Source organism: Halomonas korlensis, assembly GCF_900116705.1.
Taxonomy (GTDB): domain Bacteria; phylum Pseudomonadota; class Gammaproteobacteria; order Pseudomonadales; family Halomonadaceae; genus Halomonas; species Halomonas korlensis.
In genome coordinates this window covers 23,765-39,895 of record NZ_FPBP01000002.1, presented here as the reverse complement: position 1 = coordinate 39,895, position 16,131 = coordinate 23,765, and the positions used below count along the sequence as shown (strand labels likewise).

The window sequence follows — 16,131 nt, the reverse complement described above, 5'->3', positions numbered from 1 at the left end:
ATAACGTGACGTAAATGGGCGGGAATTATACACGATGCAGGTGTCGCGCTTCGACCGACTAACGCTCGTGGATCACGTTCATGGGAAAGAATTTACCGGCCAGGCTGTCGCGGATGCGACGCATCACCATGGGGCTTCTCAAGCGTCCCTTGCGCTCGAGTGCCTCGAGTTCTTCAAGTGTCAGCCAGTGGGCGGCGAGAATCCCCTTGTCGAGGTCATTGCCCAGGTGAGCCAGGGCCATGCCGAAGAAGCCGTGGCTGTGAAACGTGTGGCCCTCCGGCGTCTGGTAGACGTACATGCCCAGGTAATCGGTGATGCCGACTTGCCAGGCCGTTTCCTCGCGCACTTCACGCAGCGCCGCCTCGCGGATCCTTTCATCGGGTTCGAGATGGCCAGCCGGTTGATTGAACAGAGTATGAGGACCGCCGCGGTCCTCCTCGACCATCAGAAAGCGGCCGGCGCGTTCCACGACGCAGGCCACGGTCACGTAAGGTTGCCAGCGTTTCATCGGCGCTCTCCATTGCGGCGGTTGGGACGCGGCGTTTTCGCCGACGATCGTGTTGGGTGGGGGGTGGACTGGCGCGGGACGTGAAGCGTCTCGCGACGCCACTCGCCTGGGGCCAGACCGTCGAGCCGCCAGGGACCGATGGCGACGCGCACCAGGCGCAGTACGGGAAAGCCGACATGGGCCAACATGCGGCGGACCTGTCGATTGCGCCCTTCAGTGAGGGTCATTTCCAGCCATTGCGTGTCAGGATGGCGCTTCGGGTCAAGCGGCGGGTCACGTTCGTCAAGGCCGCTGGTGGCCAGTCGTCGCGCCTTGGCCGGCCGCGTTTGACCGTCTTTCAAGGTAACGCCTTGCCGCAGGGCCTGCAGAGCCGCATCGCCAGGGCAGCCCTCGACCTGCACGCGGTACACCTTGGGCTGCTTGTGACGCGGGTCGGCAATACGATGGATCAGCTGGCCGTTATCCGTCAGCAGCAGCAATCCCTCCGAATCATAGTCGAGCCGACCGGCAGCGTAGATATCCGGTACCGCGATGATGTCGGCCAGGGTGGCGCGGGGCTTCTCGCCGGCGGCGGAGCGGTCGGTGAACTGGGATAACACGCGATAGGGCTTGTGCAGCAGGTAGAGCGAGCTCATTCGACCAAGGTCTTGCTACCATGGATTGTCGACAAATATTGGGCCAAGCCTACTCCGAACCCACGGGTGAATGCTATACTTCGCGCTCCACTGAACAGACCAGACAGGGGATTTCTCAATGGGGTTCCAGAAAATCGTCGTGCCCGATGGCGGCCACAAGATCACCGTCAATGCCGACAGCACCCTGAACGTGCCCACTGATCCGATCATCCCGTACATCGAGGGTGATGGCATTGGTGTCGACGTGACGCCGGCCATGATGATCGCTATCAATGCGGCCGTGCAGAAGGCCTATAACGGCGAGCGCAAGATCCACTGGATGGAGGTCTACGCCGGCGAGAAGTCCACCCAGATCTACGATGCCGACACCTGGCTGCCGGAAGAGACGCTGGAAGCCGTGAAGGACTACGTGGTGTCCATCAAGGGGCCGCTGACGACGCCGGTGGGCGGTGGTATCCGCTCCTTGAATGTGGCGCTGCGTCAAAAGCTCGATCTTTACGTCTGCCAGCGTCCGGTTCGTTGGTTCGAAGGCGTGCCGAGCCCCGTCAAGAAGCCGGCCGATGTGGACATGGTCATCTTTCGTGAGAACTCCGAAGATATCTATGCCGGCATCGAATGGAAGGCCGGCACACCGGACGCTGACAAGGTCATCAAGTTCCTGCGCGAGGAGATGGGTGTCACCAATATCCGTTTCCCCGAGAACTGCGGTATCGGTGTCAAGCCCGTTTCTGTCGAGGGCACCAAGCGTCTGGTCCGTCAGGCCCTGCAGTACACCATCGATAACGACCGCGAGTCGCTGACCCTGGTGCACAAGGGCAACATCATGAAATTCACCGAAGGCTCCTTCAAGGATTGGGGCTACGAGCTCGCCAAGGAAGAGTTCGGCGCCGAGCTGCTCGATGGCGGTCCCTGGATGACCTTCAAGAATCCCAAGACCGGCAAGGATATCGTGGTCAAGGATGTCATTGCCGACGCCATGCTGCAGCAGATCCTGCTGCGTCCGGCCGAGTATGACGTGATCGCCACCCTTAACCTCAACGGCGACTACATTTCCGACGCCCTGGCAGCGGAAGTGGGTGGCATTGGCATCGCCCCGGGCGCCAACCTGTCCGATTCGGTGGCCATGTTCGAGGCCACGCACGGTACGGCGCCGAAGTATGCCGGCCAGGACAAGGTCAACCCGGGATCGCTGATTCTCTCCGCGGAGATGATGCTGCGTCATATGGGCTGGGTCGAAGCCGCCGATCTGGTACTCAAGGGCATGGAGAAGGCCATCTCCAAGGGCGAGGTCACCTACGACTTCCATCGCCAGATGGACGATGCCAAGCTACTCAAGTGCTCCGAGTTCGGCCAGGCCGTCGCCGATAACATGTAACGCATGATGCCGGATCCGGGCCCCCGCTCGCCGCATGGCGGGTGGGGGCCTTTGCGTTAAAGCTCCAAAGCGCGATAAAACCCTTGTAGCGAGTCAGATACGGTATCGAGTTGATGAACCCTGCCGCGGCGATGGCGTCGAAAGACAGTTGAGTCAGTTATCGTCGGTCGGCTTGTCGAGATGGATAGTGGCCCTTATGTTGAAGACAGACGAGAAGGCGCGGTGGGCAATTCATGCGTCGCTCAATGCTGGCATGACGCGCCCTGGGGAGCCCGGGGAGCAGGATGATGATGATCTGGCGGTGCAAAACGCGGAGCCGGATCTTGCTCAGCCGCCCTTGTACAAAGTGGTATTGCACAACGACGATTTTACCCCGATGGAGTTCGTGGTAGAGGTGCTGCAGACCTTCTTTTACCTGGATAGTGAGGCCGCGGTGCAAGTAATGCTGACGGTGCATACCCAGGGCAAGGCTACCTGCGGTATCTTTACGCATGATATTGCTGAAACCAAAAGTCATCAGGTCAATCAATATGCAAGAGAATGTCAGCATCCGCTGCTCAGCGACATCGAGGCGGCGGACTGACCCCCCGGACATGGTCGCTTGGGGTGAATGTAATGCCGTTGGCCGAAGAGACTTGCAACGGCGGCGTTTGTACCCGATGTTGATGATGCCGGACCTTGATAGATCCGACGCAAGCCCTATGCGGCGAGAAGGGGACTGCCATGCTTAGTAAAGAACTTGAACTGACCCTGAACACGGCCTTCACCGTGGCGCGCTCCAAGCGTCACGAGTTCATGACCGTTGAACATCTGCTGCTGGCGCTGTTGGATAATGCCTCTGCCGCGGATGTGCTGAGAGCCTGTGGGGCCAATCTCGACAAGCTACGGTCCGACCTGCAGGATTTCATCAATTCCACCACGCCGCTGATTCCCGATGATCAGAGCGATCGCGAGACCCAGCCAACGCTAGGATTTCAGCGCGTGCTGCAACGCGCCGTCTTCCATGTCCAGTCCTCAGGCAAGAGCGAAGTCACTGGCGCCAATGTGCTGGTCGCCATCTTCTCCGAGCAGGAGAGCCAGGCGGTGTACTTCCTCAAGCAGCAGAACGTCGCGCGTGTCGATGCGGTCAACTACATCGCCCATGGCATTTCCAAGGTGGCAGGACATGGCCACAGCCAGTCTTCTCCTTCGCCAGAGGCAGAGGAGTCGGAGGAGGGTGGCAGCGATAACAGCACCAACCCGCTGACAGGTTTCGCTACCAACCTCAACGAGCAGGCACGTCTGGGCAAGATCGATCCGTTGATCGGTCGCGACCGGGAGCTGGAGCGCGTGGTCCAGATCCTCGCCCGGCGTCGCAAGAACAATCCGCTGCTGGTCGGTGAGGCTGGCGTGGGCAAGACAGCCATCGCCGAGGGGCTGGCCAAGCGCATCGTTGAGGAGGACGTCCCCGAGGTCATTGGCGATGCCGTGGTCTATTCCCTTGATATGGGTGCGCTGCTCGCGGGCACCAAGTATCGCGGCGATTTCGAGAAGCGCCTGAAGAGCCTGCTGGCCGAGTTGCGCAAGCAGCCTAATGCGGTACTGTTCATCGATGAGATCCATACCGTGATCGGCGCGGGGGCGGCATCCGGTGGTGTGATGGATGCTTCCAACCTGCTCAAGCCCATGCTTTCGTCGGGAGAGTTGCGCTGTATCGGGTCCACGACATTCCAGGAATACCGGGGCATCTTCGAAAAGGATCGAGCGCTCGCTCGTCGCTTCCAGAAGGTCGATGTGCCGGCTCCCTCTGTCGACGACACCATCCGTATCCTCAAGGGGTTGCGCTCGCGCTTCGAAGAGCACCACCAGCTCAAGTACACCGATGCAGCCCTGGAGAGTGCGGCACGCCTGGCCGATCGTTACATCAATGACCGGCATCTGCCCGACAAGGCCATCGACGTGATCGATGAAGCCGGTGCGCATCAGCGCCTTCTGCCGATAGAGGTGCGCGTCGACACCATCGATGTCGATCAGGTCGAGGCTGTTGTGGCGTCCATCGCCAGGATTCCGCCGAAGAGCGTCTCGAGCTCGGATCGCAAGTTGCTGGCCAACCTCGATCGCGACCTCAAGATGCTGGTGTTCGGCCAGGACGAGGCCATCGACAGCCTGGCGGCGGCCATCAAGCTGTCGCGAGCCGGCCTCAAGTCACCGGACAAGCCGGTTGGCAGCTTCTTGTTCGCCGGCCCCACCGGGGTGGGCAAGACCGAGGTGGCGCGGCAACTCTCGCATATCATGGGCATCGAGCTGGTGCGCTTCGATATGTCGGAGTACATGGAGCGACACACCGTATCGCGCCTGATCGGTGCCCCTCCCGGCTACGTTGGCTACGACCAGGGTGGCCTGCTGACCGAGGCGATCACCAAGCAGCCCCACTGCGTGCTGTTGCTCGACGAAATCGAGAAAGCCCACCCGGAGGTCTTCAACCTGTTGCTGCAGGTGATGGACCATGGGCGCCTGACCGACAACAACGGACGCGAGGCGGACTTCCGTCACGTCATCCTGATCATGACGTCCAATGCTGGGGTGGAGCAGGCTTCGCGGCGCTCTATCGGCTTCCAGCATCAGGATCATTCCACCGATGCGATGGAAGTCATCCGCAAGACCTTTACACCGGAGTTCCGCAACCGGCTCGACGGCATCATCCAGTTCCATTCCCTGCCTACCTCCGTGGTGCGCAGCGTGGTGGACAAGTTCCTCGTGGAGCTTCAGGCGCAGCTGGACGAGAAGCGCGTGCAACTCGACGTGGACGATGCTGCCCGCGACCTGCTGGCAGAGAAGGGGTACGACCCTGATATGGGGGCTCGACCGATGGCTCGCTTGATTCAGGAAAAGCTCAAGAAGCCGCTGGCCGAGATGATCCTCTTCGGCGAGCTTTCCGAGCATGGCGGCGTGGTACACGTCAATGTCGAGGAAGGGGAGTTGCATCTCTCCACCGAGACGGAAATGGCCGACGCACCCTGACAGGGTGGGTGGTGACGCCAGGAAACAGCGCCTCGTCTTCGGACGGGGCGTTGTCTTGTGTGTCAGGCGCTGTGCTCGGGAGGAAGAGGCGGTCGGACGCGCCGCTTGCCGCTCAGCGGGAGCGGTAGACGATACGGCCTTTTGACAGGTCGTAGGGAGTCAGCTCGACCTTGACCTTGTCGCCCGTCAGGATGCGGATGTAGTTCTTGCGCATCTTGCCCGAAATATGCGCAGTGACCACGTGACCGTTTTCCAGCTCTACGCGAAACATGGTATTGGGAAGGGTGTCGACGATGACGCCTTCCATTTCGATATGATCTTCACGTGCCATATAGGCGATTCCTCGCGGATGGAAATAACCAAGCGGACTGGTGCGAGAGCATGCGCTCGCTACCATGCCGATACAATAGCGCGATATTGTGCCGCATGCGGGGCGTCAAGGCAAAAAAGCAGTGCGAGGGATCACACGGGCAGCAGGCGTCGCCAATGGCTGCCATCCAGCATTTCCAGAGGGCGAAAGGCTTGTTTGTAGTTCATTTTCCTGGATTCCCGGATCCAGTAACCCAGGTAGACATGCGGCATGGTCAGCTCACGGGCTCGCTCTATCAGTGACAGGACGGCGAAGGTGCCGAGCGAACGGCGAGCCATGGCGTCATCGGGGTCGAAGAAGGTGTAGATCGCCGACAGGCCATGCTCGAGTTGATCGAAGGCCGTCACCGCCACCAGCCGTTCATCCAGGCGAAATTCGAGAAGTCGCGCATAAGGCTGATTGAGGGTCAGAAAGGTTCGGTATTGTTCATGGCTCGGGGGGAACATGTCGCCGTCAGCGTGCCGGGCGCGGATATAACGGGCGTAGAGTGAGTAATGCTCGGGATCGAAAGTCGCCGGCCGGGTACGCAAGGTAAGGTCGGCATTGCGCGCAGCTACCTTGCGCTGGTTGCGACTCGCGATGAAGTCATCCACGGGAATACGCACCGAGATGCAGGCGCTGCAGCCCTCGCAATGGGGGCGATAGAGGTGACGTCCGCTGCGGCGAAAGCCCAGCAGCGCCAGCGCATCATAAACGCCTTGCCCAGGCGCTTCCTGAGGATCAAGAAACAGGGTTGTGGCTTCGCGTCCCTGTAGATAACTGCAGGCATGCGGCACTGTAAGGAAGAACCGCAGATCACGTACCGGCTGCCGCGGGGTATTGCTGCTCACGACGGCTTGCTCCCTGAAGTCGACTCTTGCGCGCTGCCAATACTTGCGAACGACCAGGTCGGTGGAATAATCACGCCAGACTTGGTTGCCTCGTCTGACGACTTCCCTAGCCGCTCCTCATCATCCAGCCACTTCTCAAGATAGCCGATGAATTCGGCCCGGGCGATGTCCCGGGCACCCAGGCTCGCAAGGTGGGCGGTGTGCATCTGACAGTCGATCAATTTACCGCCCCCGTTCCGCATGGCGTCGACCAGATGCATCAAGGCTATCTTCGAGGCATCGGGTCGATGCGAGAACATCGATTCACCAAAAAACACGGGACCCATGGCGATACCGTAAAGGCCACCGACCAGACGATTGTCCTGCCATACTTCCACCGAGTGAGCCGCACCCAGGGTATGCAGCCGCTCGTAGGCGTGACGCATTTCCTCGGTGATCCAGGTGCCAGGCTGGCCCGGTCGAGGAGCGGCACATGCCGCGACCACTCGGGAAAAGGCACGATCGGCGCTGACACGAAATCCGCCATTGCGTGCCCGCTTGGCAAGGCTGCGCCGTATCCGCAATTCTTTGGGGAACAGCACCATGCGTGGGTCGGGACTCCACCAGAGGATCGGCTGCTCGTCGCCATACCAGGGAAAGATGCCGCGCCGGTAGGCCGCCAACAGCCACTCCGGGCTGAGATCGCCTCCAGCGGCAAGCAAGCCGTCCGGGTCGCGCAGCGCGAGCTCCACCGGGGGGAAGAGAACAGGATGTTCGGTAAGCCAGGGCAGCATGCAGGAGTCGCTTACTTGCGGGCGTAGACGTTAGTGTGACGCCCGCTGTGGTATAGCTCAAGTAGACACTAGGCCGTAAAGGCCCTGTGATGCCAAGCCCTTGCTGGGTATGATTAGCGCGATGTAAACGTATGACGTCATAGATGGCGTAAGGGGAATTGACGATTGAGTGCCCATGACAAGTCCGTGCCACGGCGAGTGAACACGGCAAAAGCCAGGGAAACGGCGAAACGCTTCGGCCTGCGCTTGCAGGGCGCGGCGCGCGAAGGGGTGGCCATCATGCTCCTCGCGGCCTGCGTCTTTCTGCTGCTGGCATTTTATTCTTACCAGCCCGGCGATCCCGGCTGGTCGCAAACGGGGCCGGAAACGAGCGTCGCCAACTGGATGGGACCCATCGGCGCCTGGATCGCCGACGTACTCTACTCGCTGTTCGGGGTCAGTGCGCTCTGGTGGCCGGGAATGTTGGGGTTCGCTGCCTGGCGTCTCCTTCGCTCCCGCCAGGTGCACCTTGCCTGGGACAGCACGGCCCTGGCCGTGCGAAGCGGGGGGCTCGTGCTGTTGCTGTTGGGAACCACGACCCTTGGTGCGCTGCATTTCTATCATCCCGACAGCGTACTGCCCTACTCGTCGGGGGGCATTCTTGGCGAAGGGCTGGTCGGTGCGCTGATGCCCCTGGTCGATATCGGTGGCACCGGTCTGCTGGCGTTGGCGGCAATCCTCTGCGGCTTCCCCCTTTTCGCTGGGACATCATGGCTTGCGGTCATGGATGAGCTTGGGCTGCGTGCTGTGCGCCTGTGGCGCTGGGTCGCCGATAGCTTCGGTTTGATGCGTGAGCGGCGCAGTGAGCGCAACGACAAGGGCAGCCATGCGCAGGCTCGATCATCCGCGACCGCCGAACCGGCTAAGCCGCCCGTCGAGGAGGAGAAAACCTCCTTCGCTGCGCGCTGGTGGCAGCACCTGGCGTCCGGGGTACGCCGCGCCGCCGAACCTACGCTGGCAGCCGAGGAGTCGGCGCGGCGTGAGCCAGGCTTCGGTAACGACGGCAAGACCGATATTCCCTGGGACGTGCCCGAGCATACCCCCTCGGCGAAAAGGCCCGAGGCCGCCTATACCGCTCGGCAGTCACATGCTCCGGCTGGGCCATCGGCGATGCCGCCTGGGCCGGCATGGCCTCCGTCACCGCCGGCGGCTGATCCATCAACCACACCAGAAAGGCCAGCCACGTCAGATAGACCTACCGAGTCGGAAAGACCGACCAAGTCAGAAAGAGAAAAAATAGCGACTACCCAAAGACCCGCCGCGTCTGCTCCTGGCGTTGGCCCTGGGCCGGAAAGCGTCCCCGAGCCCGTGCTGGCAGAAGATGACGATGTGCCGGCAGCCTGGCAAGGCCCTGCCCTGCGTGCGAGTCGCGATGACGAGGATGTGGCTCGCGCCCATGAGCCTGACGTTTCAGCGGCCGCTGACGCGCCACACGAGGCGGTGTCGGCGCCGAAGGAAGCAACGAAACAGCGCAAGGAACCGTCTCCCTGGGCTTCTTCGGAAGCCTCGCCGACGGCGTCGGCCTATGAGAGCGGCCGGCGTGAGCCGACATTGGCCGAATCGGCAGCCGTTGAAAGGAAAAACCTCGAGAGCAAAGATGCTGCGGTTGAAGAGACATTGCCGGTCGAGACGACGGGAGCTGAAGCCTTCAGCCCGTCGGAGCCGGCAACGGAACACAGCCCGCACCTGGCCACTGCCGAACAAGGCCGCGCCGCCGCCGACCAGCCCGATGGCCCGGCGCTGTGGACCGTCGAGCACCTGCAGAGCCAACGGCCGCAGCTGGAAGGGCTGCCCGAGCCTTCGGGTGAGCTGCCGAGCCTGCGCCTGCTGACGCCTCCTGAGGCGTACCAGCCCAACTACACCGACGCTCAGCTAGCCGACATGGCCGAACTGCTCGAAGTTCGCCTGCGCGAATATGGGGTCAAGGCCGAGGTGGTTGCTACCTGGCCGGGGCCAGTGATCACACGCTTCGAAATCAAGCCCGCGGCCGGGGTCAAGGTGTCGAAGATCAGCAACCTGGCCAAGGATCTGGCCCGTTCACTGATGGTCAAGAGCGTGCGGGTCGTGGAGGTGATTCCCGGTCGGCCCACGGTGGGCATCGAGATTCCCAACCCCAAGCGCGCGATGATTCGCCTGCGTGAGGTGATCGACTCCGACCGCTACCAGCAGGAAGCCTCGGCACTGACCATGGCGTTGGGCCAGGACATCGGGGGTGGCGCCGTGGTCGCCAATCTCGGCAAGATGCCCCACCTGCTGGTGGCCGGCACGACCGGCTCGGGCAAGTCGGTGGGGGTCAACGCCATGCTGATCTCAATGCTGCTCAAGGCGACCCCCGACGAGCTGCGGCTGATCATGGTTGATCCCAAGATGCTCGAGCTGTCGGTCTACGACGGTATTCCGCACCTGCTGGCGCCGGTGGTCACCGACATGAAGGAGGCGGCCAATGCCCTGCGCTGGTGCGTGGCCGAGATGGAGCGCCGCTACAAGCTGATGGCCTCGATGGGCGTGCGCAACATTGCCGGTTTCAACGCCAAGCTCGACGAGGCGGAGCGGGCCGGTGCGCAAGTCGCCGATCCGCTATGGGAGCCCCAACCCTGGGAAATGCATGAATCACCGCCGGTGCTCGAAAAACTGTCCTATATCGTGGTGGTGATCGACGAGTTCGCCGACATGTTCATGATCGTCGGCAAGAAGGTCGAGGAGCTGATCGCCCGGCTGGCCCAGAAGGCGCGGGCCGCCGGGATCCACCTGATACTCGCCACCCAGCGCCCCTCGGTAGACGTGGTCACCGGTCTGATCAAGGCCAATATCCCGACGCGCATGGCCTTCCAGGTGTCCTCGCGGGTCGATTCGCGCACCATCCTGGACCAGGGCGGTGCCGAAAACCTGCTGGGGCACGGCGATATGCTCTATCTGCCGGCCGGCTCGGGAATGCCGACCCGCGTGCACGGTGCCTTTGTCGATGACGACGAGGTCCACCGCGTGGTGGAGGACTGGAAGCGTCGCGGCGAGCCGGAATACATCGAGGAGATTCTCTCGGGCGGGGTGTCGGCCGATGCCCTGGTGGGGCTTGAAGCCGATGGCGCCGGTGATGGTGGCGATGCCGAGCAGGATGCACTGTATGACGAGGCGGTACAGTTCGTCACCGAGACGCGACGCGCGTCGATTTCGGCGGTGCAGCGGCGCTTCAAGATCGGCTACAACCGTGCCGCACGGCTCGTCGAAGCCATGGAAATGGCCGGCGTGGTCACTACCATGGGGACCAATGGGGCGCGCGAGGTCCTTGCGCCGCCCCCGGCAGGCGGCTGAGGCAACCCGACGCTCAACCTTGCAGTAACCATGGAAGCGCCGGCCTCGATGCAACGCACCGGTGGTTTTTGGGTCCCAGTGACACGATTTCCGAGTTGGACCCGTCCAGGGAGACAGAGACGATGATAATGAACAAGCCCCTCGCCGTACTGGCCATGACGTTCGCCATGCCGCTGGCGGCCTTTGCCAGCGAAGGCGCCGAGCGCTTGACACTGATGCTGGAGCCTCTCAAGACCTATTCAGCCGACTTCGAACAGCAGATTCTCGATGGCAGCGGCCAGCGTCTTCAGGAAGCCAGCGGGCGCATCTGGCTGTCACGCCCCGGCCGTTTTCGCTGGGAAGTGGACGCGCCTTATCAGCAGTTGGTGGTCTCCGATGGTGAAGAAGTGATCGTCTACGACCCGGATCTTGAACAGGCCACGGTCAGGGAGCTGGATCATCGCGTGACCCACACCCCGGCGTTGCTGCTGTCGGGAAGTGCGGATGAGCTAACCGAAAGTTATACCGTCTCGCGTTCGCAACGAGGCAATGCCGAGTCATTCACATTGATGCCCCGTGACCCGGATACGCTGTTCGAGGAACTCGAGATGACCTTCTACGGCGAGCAATTGGGCCAGCTGCAGATGACCGACAGCACCGGTCAGCGAACGGCCATCGAGTTCAATGAGGTCGAGCAGAATAGCGACATTGCCGACTCGCGCTTTCAGTTCGAGATCCCCGAAGGTACCGATGTGATTCGCGAGTCTGGCCAGGCGGCGCGCTGACGCTCTAATTTCAAACTCTTGATGTGGCGCGATACGGACCCCGGCTCACTTTCACGGTGAGCCGGGGTTTTCGCTTGCAGGGTTTTCGTTTGCCGAGTCTTTTTTTGCTGGGTCCTGGATGGCGGATGGCTCGCCATCTGCCGCAGCATCCAACGCGGCGCGCCATTCCTGCATCTGCTTGAAGCGTTTCTCCTGGCCGTATTCGCTGGGAGCATAGAAGCGGGCGGCGGGAATGCCTTCCGGCCAGCAGTCGTGTGTGCGGCCGGCCGGATAGGCGTTGGGCTCGTTGTGGGCGTAGCGGTAGCCGTGGCCGTGCCCCAGCGACTCCATCAACTGGGTAGGCGCGTTGCGCAGGTAGCCGGGCACTTCAAGGCTTGGCTGGCCGGCAACAAAGGTCTTGGCCTGTTTCCAGGCGCGGTCGATGGCATTGCTCTTGGGCGCCACGGCCAGGTGAATGGCGGCATGGGCGATGGCCCGCTGGCCCTCGTGATCCCCGAGGCGCAGGTAGGCATCCCAGGCGGCCATGACCAGGGGCAGGGCGCGTGGGTCGGCGTTACCCACGTCTTCCGAGGCGATGGCCGCCAGGCGACGTACCACGTCCAGAGGGTCACCACCGCCCTGCATGAAGCGAGCCATGTAGAGCAAGGCGGCATCGGGGCGAGATGAGCGCACCGACTTGTGAATGGCCGACAGCAGGTCATAGTAATGGTCTCCCTGCTTGTCGAAGGCGCTGGCCTGGTAGCCGATCACGTCTTCCAGCGCCTGGCGGGGCAGGTACTCGCCATTGCCTCGTGCGATGGCAAAGTCGCAGGCGGTCTCCAGAAGCCCCAGGGCACGCCGGGCATCGCCAGCCGCCGCACGAGCCAGGATGCCCAGCACCTCGTCGTCAACCTCGATGCGACGCTTGCCGAGCCCGCGCTCGGGGTCGGCCAGGGCACGGCGTAACACCTCCACCAATTCTTCTTCGGAGAGTGAGGTCAGGACATGGACCCGCGCCCGAGAGAGCAGTGCCGAGTTGACCTCAAATGAGGGGTTCTCGGTGGTTGCACCGATCAGCGTCAGCAGTCCCGATTCCACATGGGGCAGCAAGGCGTCCTGCTGGCTCTTGTTGAGACGGTGGATCTCATCGAGGAACAGCAGCGTGGGGAGTTGCTGGCCCTGGCGCACGCGAGCACGCTCCACGACCGCGCGGATCTCTTTCACGCCGGCCATTACCGCCGAGAGATGCTCCAGCTGGGCACCGGATTCGGCGGCCAGTATCTCGGCGAGCGTCGTCTTGCCGGTCCCGGGTGGCCCCCAGAGAATCATCGAGCGCACGATGCCGCTTTCGGCCATGCGGCGCAACGGTTTAGCGGGCCCCACCAGCGCCTGTTGACCGACATAATCGTCCAACTGCCTGGGCCGCATGCGATAGGCAAGCGGGGCGTCCTCGTCAAACGTGGGCGAGGGGAAAAGATCCATTGTCTGACTCCTCGACGACAGACTGCTAAATTGAAGACTGCTGAATCGGCAATACGACCTTGGGACAGAGGCAAGATTTGCGACAAGCCGCTAGCTTGATACGATCCGGTGAGCTTGGTTGCCGGGGTAAGTCGGTGCGGCAATGTACACCATCATCCGATGAACACCGATGTCATTGGCGCGTCCAATGGGGGTGCCTTCGTTACCACTTACCGAATCACAGGAGGCCACGACATGGCGATGCTGACCCAATTGCGCCTGGATCATGCCAACATGGCGCGTATTCTGCACGTCCTGCAACTCAAGCAGAAGACTCTGGCAAAGGGAGAGCGTCCCAACTTCAAGTTGGTCAGGGAAGTCGTCGACTACATTCTCGATTACATGGACGGATTCACCATGCCACTGGAGCGTGTCTGTGCCGAGCAGCTCAGGGGAGTCGCGCCGCATAGCGTCGAGATCACCGAACGGTTGGCCAGTGATTACCGGCAATTGAAGGCGCGCCTCAAGCGGCTCTCCAATGATATCGACATGATCCTCATGGATGCCGTGATACCGATGGATCGTTTCGCCGAAGATCTCAAGGCCTACCTGGATAGTCATCGTGCCTATCTGCGTGATGAGCGCGAACTGCTTTTTCCGTTGATTCGGGAGCACTTCGACGATGCGGCGCTGGATGAGCTGGCCGACGCCCTGCCCGAAGGTGCCGCCGCCAAGCTGGAGCGCTTGCAGGAAGCTTACCCTGAACTGTACGCGGAACTCCGTGAAGCCCCGGAACAACCGATCTGAAGGGATTTGAGGTAGAATTCATCCCCTTCGCCATCAGCCCCCGTATCCGAGCATGCTCAGCCGCTGTCCTTGCAGAACCAAGTTAGACACCGAATGGAACGCCAAGCCCCCATGCCATGAACATGTGGGGACTTTCTCGCGTCATTTGACTGCACTGTCGAGGCAAGCCAGGGGGGAGCATCGACCTTGACGGCTGGTCCGGTACTGGTTTTCGATTCCGGCGTGGGGGGGCTCTCCGTCGTGGAGGCCTTGCGACGCCGTCTTCCCGGCGTCTCGCTGGTCTATGCCTGCGATAATGCCATGATGCCCTATGGCCGGCGGGAGGATGGCTGGCTGATACCGCGCATCCTGGACGTGTGTGAGGCGGCAGTCACTGTCAGTGGCTGCTCGGCGCTGGTGCTTGCCTGCAATACGGCCAGTACCCTTGCCCTGGCTCCCTTGAGAGCCAGGCTCAGTGTGCCGGTGATCGGTACCGTGCCGGCGATCAAACCCGCGGCACGCCTCAGCCAGTCACGCCATATCGGCCTGCTGGCCACCAGCGCCACCATATCTCGCCCCTATACCCTCCAGCTGATTCATGATTTTGCCGCCGATTGCCACGTCACTCGTGTCGCCGCCGACGCCCTGGTGGTCCAGGCGGAGCGCTGGCTTGCCGGTGAGTCAGTGGATACCGCGGTAATTCACGAGGCACTCGCGCCGTTGTGGGCCGACCCTGAGCTGGATGTGGTCGTGCTGGGCTGCACGCACTTTCCGCTATTGAAGGAAGTCCTGGCGAACGCCTCGCCGAGAGGTGTCAGCTGGATCGACTCCGGCGAGGCCATCGCCCGGCGTGTCGCTGAAGTGGTGCCTGATGCCTCCTGTGACCGTGCTCCGGGGGCCAGTTTCGTCACTGCCCCCGATACTCGGTTGACGGCGAGCCTGGCAACCTATGGGTTTGCCGAACCGCAGAGGCTTAACATCGGTTGATGGTCAGCGGTCTCGTTGGTGTCGCTGCCTTCGTCCATTCGTTTTTTACCACCTTGGCATTTTTCATTCCTTATCGTGCTTCATCACCCAGGAGACCCCGTGGCCATTCCCGTCGTCGACCCTGCCCGCTATGACCAGCAGCTTGCTGCCAAGCGCCAGCTCATCGAGCAAGCGTTCGCGCGCTTTTCGCCGCCCAGGTTGGAGGTCTTTGCCTCGCCACCCACTCATTTCAGGCAGCGCTGCGAATTTCGAATCTGGCACGAAGGCGACGATCTCTTTTATGCGATGTTCGAGCGGGACCCTGATGCGCCCGACAAGAAGCGGGTGGTGCGTCTCGATGACTATCCTGTCGCCAGTCAGCCAATCAACGCCCTGATGCCACGCCTGCTGGACGCCATTCGCGAGAACGCCCACTTGCGACGCAAGCTCTTCCAGGTGGAGTTTCTCACCACGCTTTCGGGCGAGGCGCTGATTACCCTGATCTACCATCGCCCGCTCGACGAGGCCTGGGAGGCCGAGGCGCATCGGCTGCAAGACGTCCTGGGCGCGATGATCATTGGCCGTGCGCGCAAGCAGCGGCGGGTCCTTGCGCGGGATCATGTCTGGGAGCGTCTCGAGGTGGAAGACCGCGCGTTTCTCTATCAGCAAGTCGAGAACAGCTTCACCCAGCCCAATGCCGAGGTCTGTCGTTCGATGCTGCGCTGGGCGAGGGAGGTGACGCGTCATAGCCAGTCGGGGGATCTCGTCGAGCTCTACTGTGGGAATGGTAACTTCACCGTGGCGCTTGCCGAGAATTTCAGACGTGTGCTGGCCACCGAGATATCCCGGACCTCTGTGGCGAGTGCGCAGCGTAATCTCGAGGCCAACGGCATCGAGAATGCCGTCATCGGCCGGATGTCGGCCGAAGAATTTTCCCTGGCGCTCACGGGCGAGAAGGGCGGGCGGCGTGTCACGGCGTGGGCGCTGGATGACTATGACTTTACCACCGTGCTGGTCGATCCGCCCCGCGCGGGCCTGGACGAAGCGAGCTGCCGGCAGCTCAGCGATTATCGCAGAATCGTCTATATTTCATGCAACCCTGAAACATTAGCGGACAATCTGGCGCGACTGACCGAGACTCATGACATGACGCACTTTGCGCTCTTCGACCAGTTTCCCTGGACTGATCACTGTGAATGTGGGGTCGTATTGGATCGACGAGATTGAGGAGATTGACGAGAGACAGGGGAAGACAGTGAATGTTTCGAGCCGCTGTCAAGCGGGGATGCCTATCCGACATGTTCCATGTGCAAGTCGGGACTCCGCTGGGGTGAAG

The 16,131-nt window shown here is 61.8% G+C and carries 14 protein-coding genes; 8 read left to right on the top strand and 6 right to left on the bottom strand.

Translation table 11 applies throughout. The annotated features are described in order from the left end of the window. Window positions 1-58: 58 nt before the first annotated feature. Together BM341_RS02940 and BM341_RS02935 are read right to left on the bottom strand one after the other, a co-directional pair. Window positions 59-508: an NUDIX domain-containing protein gene (locus tag BM341_RS02940; RefSeq protein ID WP_089792773.1), complete on the bottom strand. Its 450-nt coding sequence runs from the start codon at window positions 506-508 to the stop codon at window positions 59-61. Beyond that, a complete protein-coding gene (locus BM341_RS02935; RefSeq protein ID WP_089792771.1) occupies window positions 505-1,143 on the bottom strand; it encodes a pseudouridine synthase in 639 nt (212 codons plus the stop codon). Before BM341_RS02935 ends, BM341_RS02940 begins: the two co-directional genes overlap by 4 nt. A 118-nt stretch (window positions 1,144-1,261) precedes the next feature. Here BM341_RS02935 and icd point away from each other — a divergent pair, with 118 nt between their 5' ends. From icd to clpA, 3 genes are all read left to right on the top strand, one after another. Beyond that, window positions 1,262-2,518: an NADP-dependent isocitrate dehydrogenase gene (gene icd / locus BM341_RS02930; protein WP_089792769.1), complete on the top strand. Its 1,257-nt coding sequence runs from the start codon at window positions 1,262-1,264 to the stop codon at window positions 2,516-2,518. A 253-nt stretch (window positions 2,519-2,771) separates the two neighbouring features. Beyond that, window positions 2,772-3,101 carry an ATP-dependent Clp protease adapter ClpS gene (gene clpS / locus BM341_RS02925; RefSeq protein WP_089793406.1) on the top strand — a complete coding sequence of 110 codons (330 nt, stop codon included), beginning with the start codon at window positions 2,772-2,774 and terminating at the stop codon, window positions 3,099-3,101. A 140-nt stretch (window positions 3,102-3,241) separates the two neighbouring features. Beyond that, entirely contained in the window at window positions 3,242-5,518 is a 2,277-nt protein-coding gene (gene clpA / locus BM341_RS02920) for an ATP-dependent Clp protease ATP-binding subunit ClpA (protein WP_089792767.1), read from the top strand. A 112-nt stretch (window positions 5,519-5,630) separates the two neighbouring features. Here clpA and infA read toward each other — a convergent pair whose 3' ends face one another. From infA to aat, 3 genes are all read right to left on the bottom strand, one after another. Continuing rightward, window positions 5,631-5,849, bottom strand: a complete 219-nt coding sequence (gene infA, locus BM341_RS02915; RefSeq protein WP_007111068.1) for a translation initiation factor IF-1 — start codon at window positions 5,847-5,849, stop codon at window positions 5,631-5,633. Window positions 5,850-5,980: 131 nt separating this feature from the next. Continuing rightward, the gene (locus BM341_RS02910) at window positions 5,981-6,718 is read right to left on the bottom strand and encodes an arginyltransferase (RefSeq protein WP_089792766.1); all 738 of its coding nucleotides are present in this window, start codon (window positions 6,716-6,718) and stop codon (window positions 5,981-5,983) included. Further along, on the bottom strand, window positions 6,715-7,491 hold the full coding sequence (gene aat, locus BM341_RS02905; RefSeq protein WP_089792764.1) for a leucyl/phenylalanyl-tRNA--protein transferase: 777 nt from the start codon (window positions 7,489-7,491) through the stop codon (window positions 6,715-6,717). The genes BM341_RS02910 and aat overlap by 4 nt, the downstream gene beginning before the upstream one ends. A 279-nt stretch (window positions 7,492-7,770) precedes the next feature. Here aat and BM341_RS02900 point away from each other — a divergent pair, with 279 nt between their 5' ends. Further along, the gene (locus BM341_RS02900) at window positions 7,771-10,839 is read left to right on the top strand and encodes a DNA translocase FtsK (protein WP_425431973.1); all 3,069 of its coding nucleotides are present in this window, start codon (window positions 7,771-7,773) and stop codon (window positions 10,837-10,839) included. 122 nt (window positions 10,840-10,961) lie between these two features. Continuing rightward, window positions 10,962-11,603, top strand: coding sequence for an outer membrane lipoprotein periplasmic chaperone LolA (gene lolA / locus BM341_RS02895; RefSeq protein ID WP_089792761.1), 642 nt, complete (start codon window positions 10,962-10,964; stop codon window positions 11,601-11,603). A 51-nt stretch (window positions 11,604-11,654) separates the two neighbouring features. Here lolA and BM341_RS02890 read toward each other — a convergent pair whose 3' ends face one another. Next, the gene (locus tag BM341_RS02890; protein ID WP_089792759.1) at window positions 11,655-13,064 is read right to left on the bottom strand and encodes a replication-associated recombination protein A; all 1,410 of its coding nucleotides are present in this window, start codon (window positions 13,062-13,064) and stop codon (window positions 11,655-11,657) included. 240 nt (window positions 13,065-13,304) lie between these two features. On the opposite strand from BM341_RS02890, the gene BM341_RS02885 reads away from it, so the two are divergent. The 3 genes from BM341_RS02885 to trmA all read left to right on the top strand — a co-directional run bounded on the left by BM341_RS02885 (window position 13,305) and on the right by trmA (window position 16,022). After that, window positions 13,305-13,850, top strand: coding sequence for a hemerythrin domain-containing protein (locus BM341_RS02885; RefSeq protein ID WP_089793404.1), 546 nt, complete (start codon window positions 13,305-13,307; stop codon window positions 13,848-13,850). Window positions 13,851-14,036: 186 nt separating this feature from the next. Further along, the gene (murI, locus tag BM341_RS02880) at window positions 14,037-14,816 is read left to right on the top strand and encodes a glutamate racemase (RefSeq protein ID WP_089792757.1); all 780 of its coding nucleotides are present in this window, start codon (window positions 14,037-14,039) and stop codon (window positions 14,814-14,816) included. 99 nt (window positions 14,817-14,915) lie between these two features. Further along, a complete protein-coding gene (gene trmA / locus BM341_RS02875; protein WP_089792756.1) occupies window positions 14,916-16,022 on the top strand; it encodes a tRNA (uridine(54)-C5)-methyltransferase TrmA in 1,107 nt (368 codons plus the stop codon). Window positions 16,023-16,131 lie beyond the last annotated feature (109 nt).

Excerpts from the sequence above, each read along its gene's own strand:
- BM341_RS02940 (WP_089792773.1), bottom strand. The coding sequence starts at position 508 with ATGAAACGCTGGCAACCTTACGTGACCGTGGCCTGCGTCGTGGAACGC.
- lolA (WP_089792761.1), top strand. The coding sequence starts at position 10,962 with ATGATAATGAACAAGCCCCTCGCCGTACTGGCCATGACGTTCGCCATG.
- BM341_RS02900 (WP_425431973.1), top strand. The coding sequence starts at position 7,771 with ATGCTCCTCGCGGCCTGCGTCTTTCTGCTGCTGGCATTTTATTCTTAC.
- icd (WP_089792769.1), top strand. The coding sequence starts at position 1,262 with ATGGGGTTCCAGAAAATCGTCGTGCCCGATGGCGGCCACAAGATCACC.
- clpS (WP_089793406.1), top strand. The coding sequence starts at position 2,772 with ATGACGCGCCCTGGGGAGCCCGGGGAGCAGGATGATGATGATCTGGCG.
- BM341_RS02890 (WP_089792759.1), bottom strand. The coding sequence starts at position 13,064 with ATGGATCTTTTCCCCTCGCCCACGTTTGACGAGGACGCCCCGCTTGCC.
- aat (WP_089792764.1), bottom strand. The coding sequence starts at position 7,491 with ATGCTGCCCTGGCTTACCGAACATCCTGTTCTCTTCCCCCCGGTGGAG.
- BM341_RS02935 (WP_089792771.1), bottom strand. The coding sequence starts at position 1,143 with ATGAGCTCGCTCTACCTGCTGCACAAGCCCTATCGCGTGTTATCCCAG.
- infA (WP_007111068.1), bottom strand. The coding sequence starts at position 5,849 with ATGGCACGTGAAGATCATATCGAAATGGAAGGCGTCATCGTCGACACC.
- clpA (WP_089792767.1), top strand. The coding sequence starts at position 3,242 with ATGCTTAGTAAAGAACTTGAACTGACCCTGAACACGGCCTTCACCGTG.
- BM341_RS02885 (WP_089793404.1), top strand. The coding sequence starts at position 13,305 with ATGCTGACCCAATTGCGCCTGGATCATGCCAACATGGCGCGTATTCTG.